We start from the raw sequence: 9979 nt of genomic DNA on the forward strand, positions 1-9979 counted from the left end.
GGTCATACGTTTATCTGTCTGGCAGGCGTGAATATGTACCGGAGCCTGCGCCCGGTGTTGGAGGAATTTCAGCGAAGAAAGATGAAATTTCTCTTTGAGGCGTTTGACATGGACAAGAAACTGAAAACCGACTGTGATAAGCATTATCATAAATGTTCGGTCTGCAGTGAAAAGGGTACGCCGGAAAACTGTCCGTATAAGGTGGAAAAGCGCCGGATCATCCAGAACGCCTGTGGAAAAGTCTATGGGATCTGCCAGGAGCTGTCCCTGCCGGTCAGCCGTATGGTCTGGGACCAGGATGCGGATGGAAACTGGAATGGAAAACTCAAAGGCATTGATGATTATTATTACGCAAAGAGGGCTGCACAGACAGCCCCTTTGCAGGAACAGAAGGGAGTGGACATATGAAAAAGGGAGAAAGGCTGCTGTTTCTGGCAGGGATCCTGCTTGCCATCGGCGCTCTTGCTTTTTCCGCATGGAAACTAAGAGGAATCTATGGTGAATACCAGGAGGGCAAGGATACCTACGAAGAGCTTGCTTCATTTGTGGAGGAGCCGGAGGATAAACCGAAACCAGACAAAAGCGATGCGGAACCGGACGGATATCTGCAGATTGATTTTGAAGGACTCCAGGCTGTGAACCCGGACGTGATCGCCTGGATTGATATTCCCGGCCTATCCATCAGTTATCCGGTGGTACAGGGAACCGATAATGCTTATTATCTGCATCATCTGTTTACCGGGGAGTACAACAGCAGCGGCAGTATCTTTGCGGACTGGCATAACCAGCCGGATTTTGCGGATCCGAACACCATTGTATACGGCCACAATATGAAAAACGGCAGTATGTTTGGAACCCTCTCCCATTATCAGGATCAGGCTCTGTGGGAAGTATCTCCTTACTTTTACCTGTATGTGCCGGGAAAGGTGCTGAAATATCAGATCTTCTCCTGTTATGCCGGGTATGTGGGGAGCGAGGCTTACACCTATGCGTTTCCGGAAGAGACAGACTTTCTGGATTTTCTGAGGAAGATCCGTTCCTATGCGGGATATGATACCGGTGTGGAAGTCGGGGAAACAGACCGGGTGGTGACACTATCCACCTGCGTCAGCTCCAGACGGGATCATCGGTATATTGTCCACGGGAAACTGTTAGAGGAAATAGAAAATTGAAGCAAAGAAACGTAACCGAAGGCTGCGCCGGTATGGGAAAGGAACACACCATGCCGGTCATTTTTATGGAGGAAAAGATCATGTTGGAAGCTGAATATGAGAAAGAACGGGAGAAAATTGAAGGGAAAGAAGATGACATGAGTGAGGAGGAGTTGATACAAGCACTCCAGACAATCATTACTTCTTTGCAGGGACCGCTTAACAACCAGGGATATAAACGGTATGAGGAGTTACTCTGCCCCATTTTACCGGAAAATAAATGAAAAACTGCAGCGTAAAGGAGAAGAAAATGTATATACAGGAAAAAGATTTAAAGTTAAACAAAGGATATTATATACAGCGGAAATATCTTCCTTATGAGGGAAAACTGATGTTGGCTAAGAGGCGGATTATAGAATGGTATGATTACTGGGACGGACAGGTATATGTCAGCTTCAGCGGTGGCATGGATTCCACCGTGCTGCTGGCGCTGGTCAGGATGACGCTGGGAAGTGAAATCCCTGCCGTTTTCTGCAATACCGGATTGGAGTTCCCCGAAATCATCCAGTTTGCCCGTTCTTTTCAAGCCTATGGCGCTTATGAGGAGATACGGCCTGCCACGAATTTCCGGCAGGTGATCCTGAAGGAAGGGTATCCGCTCATCAGTAAGGAAAATGCAAGCAAGATCCGGAAACTCCGGCATGGGAAGCTATCGCCCCGTTATCGGAATTACCTGCTGAACGGTGACGAGAGAGGAAAATTCGGTATGCTGCCAAAGAAGTGGCAGAAATACATTTACGGTCCCTATGATATTTCAGAAAAGTGCTGTCTGATCATGAAGGAGAAACCCTTTAATCAGTATGTGAAAAAGACTGGCAGACAGCCTTTTGTGGGAGTAACACAGGATGAATCCTTCCGCCGGGCGCATCAGTATGCGAAGACCGGATGCAATGTATATGACGGCAGAATGATCAAAAGCCAGCCGCTGGGTCCCTGGACGAAACAGGATGTACTCCGGTTTGCTTATGAGCATATGGGAGAAAAGATCATCCCGGAAAAGGGATCAGCCTATGAGTTCTCTATCTGCCCGGTATACGGAGAAATCACAAAGGATGCGCAGGGAATTTACCATCTGAGCGGGGAGCAAAGAACCGGCTGTATGTTCTGCGGGTTTGGAGTGACGGAAGAAAAAGAGCCGAACCGGTTCCAGCGGATGCAGACAGCTTATCCAAAGCAGTATGAGTTCTGTATGAAATCTACGGAGAAAGGCGGCCTGGGGATGCGAAGTGTGCTGGAATATCTGGGCGTACCCTATGAAACCTGGGAGTCCGTAGGCCAGATGTGTTTGGAGTTTGATGAAAATAATCAGGCAAAAGCGGCCTGAAGAATGGAGAGTGGGTATGACGATCAGAGAAGCTGGAAAAGAGATTGTGACAACCGGAGGCGGTACTTACCGGATCGGCTTTATCAATACCGATGGACAGGAAGATGAGACGGAACTGGATGGTTTCAACCTGACGGAACTGGAGGAATTATACAGGGATTTTTGTAAAGAGAATGGATTCAGGCAGAATACCGTGACTTATGTGGAACGGTAAATGAAGCGCAGGCACCGGGAAACCGGCGCCTGCTTTGATAGAGAAAAATTAGGATTTGTTAGTGCCTTTACGGTAAAAGTTCTATTATCTTGCTGTTAATTTCTACTTCCAATGTTACACCGTATTCCATAATCCATAGCTGAATGTTTTTTAGCAACTTTATTCATCTACGATTATTGTTTCGTCAGTCACTGTCGGCGGGTCATTCTGAGTACTGTTCGAGAGGTTTGGAATGCTAAAGAAGATAGCAATAAAAATGTTTACCAGAACGATTACCGCTAATATAATGGAAATGATTTTCCAGATACGGCGTGATCGACGGTTTTTAATTGCAAGCTGCTCATTTATTCTGGATAACTGCTCTGCAACATCGCTGGTAGCATTTTCATTTTCAATTTTCTCCCCTAACAATTCACTGACAGATACCTCTAATATCTCAGCCAGACGAATTAAAGTATCCGCATCAGGAACAGATAAATTTTTTTCCCATTTAGAGATTGTCTGTCTGGCGACATGAAGTCTGGTTGCTAGTTCTTCCTGCGAAAAGCCTTTTTGCTTTCTCAAGGCTTTTAGATTTTCACTAAACATTATGTGTTACCTCCTTGGAGTTGATAAGGCAAAAATAACATGATGACTATTGTATGGCAAGCAATGCAGATTAACAATAGCGCAACTGTTGATCACAATGGCTTTTCGCTTTTTAAACTACATAGTTTCAATGAACATACGGTAGTCGATTGATTTCAGAACACAACTGGTTAAAAAGTACAATCACGCCTCTTTATCAATTTAGGATTGACTTTTAATTCTACAACTAATAATTTATTTGTTTTCCCATAGCCCAAACTCCTTGCCAAATTAGGATTTGTTCAATTATTACCTCCAAATTTATTAAATAAATAATACATTATGGAATAAACTACTATTATGAAAATGGACAGCATCATATAATCCACATTTAAAACACCGTCTCTTAAATAGCAATATATAAAATAGCTTATGCTTATAAGTAAATACACAACTAAATACACAATAAATTTTTTTATACTGTTTCGCATTTTCTTTCCTCTCTTTTCATATTACTGAATTAATGTCATTTACAAACTCATTTCTTCTAATCATAGTAGCAATTATAACAAATAACGCATATATCGTATTGCCAATATATGGTTGTGTATCAAATTTTGTTGCCAATTCCGCACTAATACAGAAAGTTAAAATTGCTAATACTAATACGATCCAATTAGAAAATCGTATCCTTTTCAGAAACAAATATCCCAATGGTACATAGATAATACCGATCAACAGCTTAACAATATGATTCGAGGAGTCAGGCAAATCAAAAACTGTATTCATTGGACTGCCATTTAGTAATAAAGACAGAAGAACAACGATTCCTCCAAATATATAAAAGCCGCCTATAAATGTTATGATTTTTGTTTTTTTCATTCTTTTCTACACAAGTCACCACTTGTTATTTTACATATATTTCCGAAACTGCATTTTCTACTCCATTAATTTGAAGCCTTACATGAATTTTACCATCTTCAAACTCGTCCAATGGATATTCAAGTGGTTCAGAAATGTTTGTAACATCAACAGATCTTACCACATCATCCTGCACCAGCCATAAAACAAGTGTTGCTCCTTCCGGTACTGTATCACAAGTAATATCCGCATAAAGTATCTGTGTTTCAGAATCGTCTATTCTCATATTCTGTTCTTCTACAAAACCGTCACTTGCACTCTTAAAATCCAATTTCCACACTCCGTTCAGATAGGTGTTATAATTCATTCTTATCGTGCCTAAATTCCAGACTCTTTCACTGGAAGTTACATTCGTATTCACACCATTACCAGTGGCAGCGCTGACGATAAACCCTGCTAAACATATCAGCATAAGCACCATAGTGATTGTGCCTGCAACAATAAATTTTATGTGGTGGGTTCCTTTCCTTTCCATATTTATATTGTCCTCCTTTTTTTCCAAATATGTTCCACATTCTTCACAGTATTTCGCTTTTAGTGAAACTCGATGTCCACAGGCAAAACACGTTTTCTTTATTTCTGAACGTCGCAGAAAGTAAATCAGCAATCCAATAAATGGGGTTGCTATGAAAACTACAATCGCCCATAATACCGGATCATCTCCCCGCCTTTTACAATCCTGATATACCCATGCTGCGAAAAATCCGCAGGTACACAATGCAAAAAGGATAAAACAGAGAAGCAAAATAGGGAGCAGCATAGATAAGCCGCTAAAGCCATCGCTTCTTATGAAGTACAGGCCAAACCGCAGTAAAATCAGCAGGATAATAACCGGGATAGCAATATAAAGTGCCAGTCTGTTCTTTTTTGTATGATTCATGCCAATACGCTCCTTTTCTCAACATGGATTGTTATATCCTCTTTCATATTTGTCCTTTTTACACCAACTATGGTAAGCAGCACACCGGCTATTCCAATGTAAAAGCAGATACCAGCGGCGAAGTAAGATAAATAAGTATTATCGATTAACAACAGAGAAACCAAAGCCAGCATATTGAAAGTGATTAAATTCAAAATCATCGGCAGATACCAAAGCGATACAGTTCTTGTAGCAGGCTGTTTTCGCATAACAGCTTCTTGCTGATACAGCGCAGCTTTGATTTTATTATTTAGTTCTACGGATGGTTCATCAGTCAGCTCCATGGAAGCTCGGATGATTTCATCAATATTTGTACTACGCTGATCATCTTTCATATCCATATTCCTCCAATCTTTTCTTAATGATACTCCGTCCTTTTGATAATCGACTTTTAACCGTTCCAGGCGGCTTTTTTATAATTATTGCTATTTGTTCTATTGAACAGTCAGAAAGGTAAAACAATGTTAGTGGTATACGGATTTTCTCAGGGAGAGTCTGAATAATCCGATTCACTTCGGCAATCAACTCTTTCCGAAAATAATTTTCTTCAACGTTTTCTTCTGACCGCAACACAGCTTCCGTTTCTTCATCTATATTGCTGCTTGGTGCAATAGTATTTCTGCGGGCCCATTTTCGTCTGTCACTTTTCCAAAGATTATTAGCCACTGAGAAAAAAAGAGCTTTAGGATTTTGCTGCCAGTCAAGTGTCCACTCCATTTCTAATGCTTTTAAGAAGGTCTGCTGATATAGATCCTCTGCATCTGTTTTGTCCATACAGAGTTTTAGACAAAATCTATATATATCTGTTCCGAACACGTCGATACATTTTTCTATTTCCCTTGCGTCCAATGCCTCACCTCCATTGCCTGTTCATCTAATATTCGTCGCGAGTATTTAATCGGTTCATTTATTATAGAATTTTTTACGAATAAAAATGCCGGAACAAAACATATGGTTTTCATTCCCGGCATACGAACAATTAAAATTATATCAGATGTTTTCCATTATCACTACACAAATCTCATTGTAACAGTTTCATCTGTTCATATTCAGCATGAGCCTTTAACAGCATCGGTGTTTATGCAGTATATATTCTGTTGCCCTGTCATCCAGCTCCAGGTTTCTAATTCGTTAATCTCCTCTGCTATGATGGCATAATCCTCTGCCTCTTCCCTATAATTATTCAGAAATACTTCGAGCCGCCCACACGGACGGCTCTTTTCATAATTATTTTTGTTTTCACTTCAACAACTCAGGATTGCTCTTTTTGATTAAGTTCCGTTTTATATGTTAAAAATTATTATTTCTTTGCCTTATTGCATATTCTAATTGCCATATATTTTTCATAAACTTAATAGCTTTAGATGTACCAAACAAAAATTTCTGTCCTGATTGTAGTTGGAAACTATTATATGAGACAACACTATTCAATGATAAGTCAATAACTCCATCTACAGGCATATCTTGGGAAATGATAGGAGCCATTTTATCCTTTATTCTAAATATTATCCCCTTATTATGCGAAATAGGAATGCATATATCATTAAATGCTAATCTGACAGCTTTCGCAGGATCATCACTTATTACAAAATCCAACTCCGTATTATTAATAGCTTCATACAAATCATAATTATCTAACAACATTTTCATTGTTTTAAAAACGGGTTGTAATCCCATCATCTGATAAAGTTGAGTATCTTTTCCCGTAGCACAATTCTCCTTAATACTTTTTCTCTTTGTATCTTCATCCAGACCAATATTATCGCACATGGTATTTAAGAACTCCACAGTCTTATTATTTATATCATCCATCAGATCTCTAAAAGCTTTAGTTCTATAAGCTAAAGAATGCAAAAAAATTATCATTAGACTTGTATTAGTGCTCTTATGAACTTTACTCAGATTTTCCTGTAAGTCATCAAGCAAATTACTAATGGCTACTTCTTCTCTCGCTAATGCATGCTCAACAAATTGTTCATCTGACAGTTTCTCACTATTAAATAACTCCGGGATCATTACCAAATCGTCATGCAATGCTTCTACAAGATGTTCTTTATCTGTATCATAAAAAAAATTAGCTGATGCAAAATTCTCGACTCTGCTATTCTCTAAAATAGTTCCTTCATCTAATTTCAGTACTGTTATTTTCTTATCCTTTTTGCTTCCATAACCAAATCTCTTTAAATACATCCTTGGTACATAATGTTGATGTTTTACTTTTTCCGTAGAAATACCTCCTCTAATTAACTCTTTTTATTGAAAAATATCATTTATTTAAACAATTAGGATTTATTTTTTCTATAATATACGACTGTAGACTTTTTTCACACCCATTTTTTTCATAAAATAATTCAACTCCTGGCTGTGCACCAAAATACAGCATAGTTGGAGAAGTTTCTTTTGCCAGATGGAGAAGTTTACTTCCAATACCATGTTTTTGATATTCCGGCAAAACAAGTAGCTCTGTAATAGTTCCAAAAAAATAACCATCTGTGAGTATACGAAGACATCCTACAAGTATACCACCATCATAGGCTGTAATATTAATGGTCTTAGATAATGCCACTTCCGTTTTTTCAATATCATATTGACCTTTCCACACCTTATTAACAAATGAAATAAAAATATTTGCTTTAAGTTCTTTATCATTGATTTTATATTCCATTAACTCTATATCCCCTCAAATTTCAATTTGTTGCTGTCTTCATTCTACCAAAGACACCTCCCGAATACTATCCAAAATATAAAATCTCAAAAAATTTCTCTCCAGAGTTGCTATCTACATATCTCCTACGTATGGAATAAGTAGAAAACAATATAAGGAGTGACGCATTATGATAAAAAAATTGACTATTCCCGTGGATCACGGGAACCGGAACATGAAGACCACCCATTTTCTTTTCACCACGGGGCTCTCTTCCACAGACCGTAAGCCTGCGGGACGGGAGGATTTCCTTCAGACTGACGGGAAGTATTATGTTTTGAGTGGCAAGCGGATCCCGTATCAGAGGGACAAGACTCAGGATGAACGCTTTTCCATCCTGACGAGATTTGCTATTGCGAAGGAATTGGAACGCACCGGTCAGGTATCGGAAGAAGACGTAGTACAGGTATCGCTGCCTATCGGTGTACCGCCCAAGCATTACGCAGAACTGGCAGAACGGTATCGGGAGTATTTCCTGGGAGACGGAAAGGTACAGGAACTGGTGTATAACGGAAGAACCTACCATACCTGCATCCAGGACGTAGCTGTATATCCCCAGGCGTATGCCGCCATGATGACTGAGGGAGAAAAAATCCGGCAGATCCCAAAGGCTGTAGGGATTGATATTGGCGGATTTACTTCAGATTTTCTGCTGATGCGGAGCGGAAGCCCATGCCTGGACTACTGTGATTCCATGGAAAAGGGTGTCATCACCATGTATAACGACATCATTTCCAGTGTCAACGGGGATCACGATATGCTGCTGGAGGAAACCGACATTGACAGTATCCTGGAAGGAAAGACGGAATACTATCCGGAAATGGTGGTACATACGGTGGAGGAAATGGCCCGGAATTTTGTGACCGACCTGCTCAGCAGTGTCCGGGAACGGAGCATCGACACGAAAACTACCTATACCATATTCATCGGAGGCGGAGCCATCTTACTCCGGCGGTTCCTGGAAAGTTCCAAGCGACTGAGCAAGTATCAGTTCATTGATGATATTTTTGCAAATGCGAAAGGGTACGGCATCCTGTACCGCAGTTCTTTAGCAGGGAAGTGATGATGTGGGAAAGAAGAATCCATACGTATTTACAATAGGATTTGACAAGAAAAATCCGGAGCATTTGGAAGTCGTAAAGCTCCTGAACGGAACAGAGAAAAAGGCGGCGCTGATTGCGGAAGCAATCCTGCAGTATACAGGGAAGAAGTCCGGAGGAGATACCGGAGTCTCCCAGGAAAGCATCCAGGCGATGGTGCGTCTTCTGGTACGGCAGGAAATGGAACGGATTGCTGGCGAGGCTCCTGTTTCAGACTTTGGAACTTCAGGCAGCCAGCAGCTGCAGCCAGAGGCAGAAAAGAAACCTGCCGAGGCCGTGATCGAGGATCTGAATGAGGAAGGTCCTCCGATTGATGAACGAACAATGCAGGATATTGCGGATGCCATGGCGGCATTTAGAAATATGTGATACAGGTCTTTAGGGAGAACTCGTAAGCGGTTCTCCCCCTTTTCACCGTTTTTTCAGAATTTCCATAGAAAATCCATAGAACTTCTATAAAGATTTCCGAGAAGTATCTCTTATAATGGCAGAAGAGGTGGTTATGTGGGGTTCTCTGTCCGGGTATGTAGTCCTTTCAAGAGGCCTCGCAGCGTTTGCAGCACAATTACCTGCTCTTCTTCTGAGCAAGACTCCAATTCTATCAGGATCTGCTGCATCGTCGTACTGCCGCTATTGTTCTTACGGTCTTTGATTACCGCGTCAATAGAAATGTTCAGATAGGACGCCAGGGAGCAGAGACTGTCAAAACGAGGGTTCGCCTTATAAGTTTCGATATCTGAAATTGTACGAAGGGATACGTGGGACCGTTCCGCAAGCGTATTCTGCGATAAATCCAAATTCATTCTGGCTTCTCTTACAGTATCCCCCAATCGTTGTCTATACATCCAATCACCTCATTTCCTGCATATATTTTACCGCAGACAAGCAGTATATGAAATGCGTTATCCTGCGTGTTAACAGGCGATATAACGCATATAAAGAGGGGGAATCTACGGAAGATAAGGTGTGAACAGCCGGATGGATCAGACGCTATCTGAAACAATTTCAAAAAAATCCTG

Annotated in this window: 14 protein-coding genes and 1 pseudogene; 7 read left to right on the forward strand and 8 right to left on the reverse strand. The window is 40.9% G+C overall.

Features of this window, described 5'->3' with window-relative positions; genetic code table 11:
• The 5 genes and pseudogenes from B5E53_RS17980 to B5E53_RS18000 form a co-directional block, all read left to right on the forward strand.
• A pseudogene (locus B5E53_RS17980) lies at window positions 1-408 on the forward strand (hypothetical protein); the annotation flags it as partial.
• Window positions 405-1172, forward strand: coding sequence for a class B sortase (gene srtB, locus B5E53_RS17985; protein ID WP_087317459.1), 768 nt, complete (start codon window positions 405-407; stop codon window positions 1170-1172). The pseudogene B5E53_RS17980 and the gene srtB, both read left to right, overlap by 4 nt.
• Complete coding sequence (locus B5E53_RS17990) at window positions 1169-1435, forward strand: hypothetical protein (protein WP_087317461.1); 267 nt, start codon at window positions 1169-1171, stop codon at window positions 1433-1435. Before srtB ends, B5E53_RS17990 begins: the two co-directional genes overlap by 4 nt.
• 26 nt (window positions 1436-1461) lie before the next feature.
• Window positions 1462-2535, forward strand: a complete 1074-nt coding sequence (locus tag B5E53_RS17995) for a phosphoadenosine phosphosulfate reductase family protein (protein WP_087317485.1) — start codon at window positions 1462-1464, stop codon at window positions 2533-2535.
• 16 nt (window positions 2536-2551) lie between these two features.
• Window positions 2552-2749: a hypothetical protein gene (locus B5E53_RS18000; protein WP_087317463.1), complete on the forward strand. Its 198-nt coding sequence runs from the start codon at window positions 2552-2554 to the stop codon at window positions 2747-2749.
• A 159-nt stretch (window positions 2750-2908) separates the two neighbouring features.
• Here the strand turns inward: B5E53_RS18000 and B5E53_RS18005 are convergent, their stop codons facing one another.
• From B5E53_RS18005 to B5E53_RS18035, 7 genes are all read right to left on the reverse strand, one after another.
• The gene (locus B5E53_RS18005) at window positions 2909-3337 is read right to left on the reverse strand and encodes a helix-turn-helix domain-containing protein (RefSeq protein WP_087317465.1); all 429 of its coding nucleotides are present in this window, start codon (window positions 3335-3337) and stop codon (window positions 2909-2911) included.
• Between the two features lie 486 nt (window positions 3338-3823).
• Window positions 3824-4198 (reverse strand): hypothetical protein, encoded by a 375-nt coding sequence (locus B5E53_RS19385; protein ID WP_087317467.1) that lies wholly within the window; start codon window positions 4196-4198, stop codon window positions 3824-3826.
• A gap of 25 nt (window positions 4199-4223) precedes the next feature.
• Window positions 4224-5117 carry a zinc ribbon domain-containing protein gene (locus B5E53_RS18015; protein ID WP_087317469.1) on the reverse strand — a complete coding sequence of 298 codons (894 nt, stop codon included), beginning with the start codon at window positions 5115-5117 and terminating at the stop codon, window positions 4224-4226.
• Window positions 5114-5491, reverse strand: a complete 378-nt coding sequence (locus B5E53_RS18020; protein WP_087317471.1) for a hypothetical protein — start codon at window positions 5489-5491, stop codon at window positions 5114-5116. Before B5E53_RS18020 ends, B5E53_RS18015 begins: the two co-directional genes overlap by 4 nt.
• Window positions 5481-6005 (reverse strand): RNA polymerase sigma factor, encoded by a 525-nt coding sequence (locus B5E53_RS18025; RefSeq protein ID WP_087317473.1) that lies wholly within the window; start codon window positions 6003-6005, stop codon window positions 5481-5483. Before B5E53_RS18025 ends, B5E53_RS18020 begins: the two co-directional genes overlap by 11 nt.
• Window positions 6006-6446: 441 nt before the next feature.
• Entirely contained in the window at window positions 6447-7400 is a 954-nt protein-coding gene (locus tag B5E53_RS18030) for a DUF4238 domain-containing protein (protein WP_343215685.1), read from the reverse strand.
• Window positions 7401-7422: 22 nt separating this feature from the next.
• Window positions 7423-7821: a GNAT family N-acetyltransferase gene (locus B5E53_RS18035; RefSeq protein ID WP_087317477.1), complete on the reverse strand. Its 399-nt coding sequence runs from the start codon at window positions 7819-7821 to the stop codon at window positions 7423-7425.
• Between the two features lie 169 nt (window positions 7822-7990).
• Between B5E53_RS18035 and B5E53_RS18040 the strand changes: the two genes are divergently transcribed.
• Window positions 7991-8923, forward strand: coding sequence for a ParM/StbA family protein (locus B5E53_RS18040; protein ID WP_087317479.1), 933 nt, complete (start codon window positions 7991-7993; stop codon window positions 8921-8923).
• A gap of 4 nt (window positions 8924-8927) precedes the next feature.
• Window positions 8928-9329: a hypothetical protein gene (locus B5E53_RS18045; protein WP_087317481.1), complete on the forward strand. Its 402-nt coding sequence runs from the start codon at window positions 8928-8930 to the stop codon at window positions 9327-9329.
• Between the two features lie 131 nt (window positions 9330-9460).
• Here B5E53_RS18045 and B5E53_RS18050 read toward each other — a convergent pair whose 3' ends face one another.
• Window positions 9461-9805, reverse strand: coding sequence for a helix-turn-helix transcriptional regulator (locus tag B5E53_RS18050; protein ID WP_087317483.1), 345 nt, complete (start codon window positions 9803-9805; stop codon window positions 9461-9463).
• Window positions 9806-9979: the final 174 nt, after the last annotated feature.

This window comes from Eubacterium sp. An11, from assembly GCF_002161065.1.
Lineage (GTDB): Bacteria > Bacillota > Clostridia > Lachnospirales > Lachnospiraceae > Anaerobutyricum > Anaerobutyricum faecale.

Bases quoted from the DNA above. Each gene is read 5' to 3' on its own strand.
- srtB (WP_087317459.1), top strand. From the start codon at position 405: ATGAAAAAGGGAGAAAGGCTGCTGTTTCTGGCAGGGATCCTGCTTGCC.
- B5E53_RS17995 (WP_087317485.1), top strand. From the start codon at position 1,462: ATGTATATACAGGAAAAAGATTTAAAGTTAAACAAAGGATATTATATA.
- B5E53_RS18000 (WP_087317463.1), top strand. From the start codon at position 2,552: ATGACGATCAGAGAAGCTGGAAAAGAGATTGTGACAACCGGAGGCGGT.
- B5E53_RS18005 (WP_087317465.1), bottom strand. From the start codon at position 3,337: ATGTTTAGTGAAAATCTAAAAGCCTTGAGAAAGCAAAAAGGCTTTTCG.
- B5E53_RS19385 (WP_087317467.1), bottom strand. From the start codon at position 4,198: ATGAAAAAAACAAAAATCATAACATTTATAGGCGGCTTTTATATATTT.
- B5E53_RS18015 (WP_087317469.1), bottom strand. From the start codon at position 5,117: ATGAATCATACAAAAAAGAACAGACTGGCACTTTATATTGCTATCCCG.
- B5E53_RS18020 (WP_087317471.1), bottom strand. From the start codon at position 5,491: ATGAAAGATGATCAGCGTAGTACAAATATTGATGAAATCATCCGAGCT.
- B5E53_RS18035 (WP_087317477.1), bottom strand. From the start codon at position 7,821: ATGGAATATAAAATCAATGATAAAGAACTTAAAGCAAATATTTTTATT.
- B5E53_RS18040 (WP_087317479.1), top strand. From the start codon at position 7,991: ATGATAAAAAAATTGACTATTCCCGTGGATCACGGGAACCGGAACATG.
- B5E53_RS18050 (WP_087317483.1), bottom strand. From the start codon at position 9,805: ATGTATAGACAACGATTGGGGGATACTGTAAGAGAAGCCAGAATGAAT.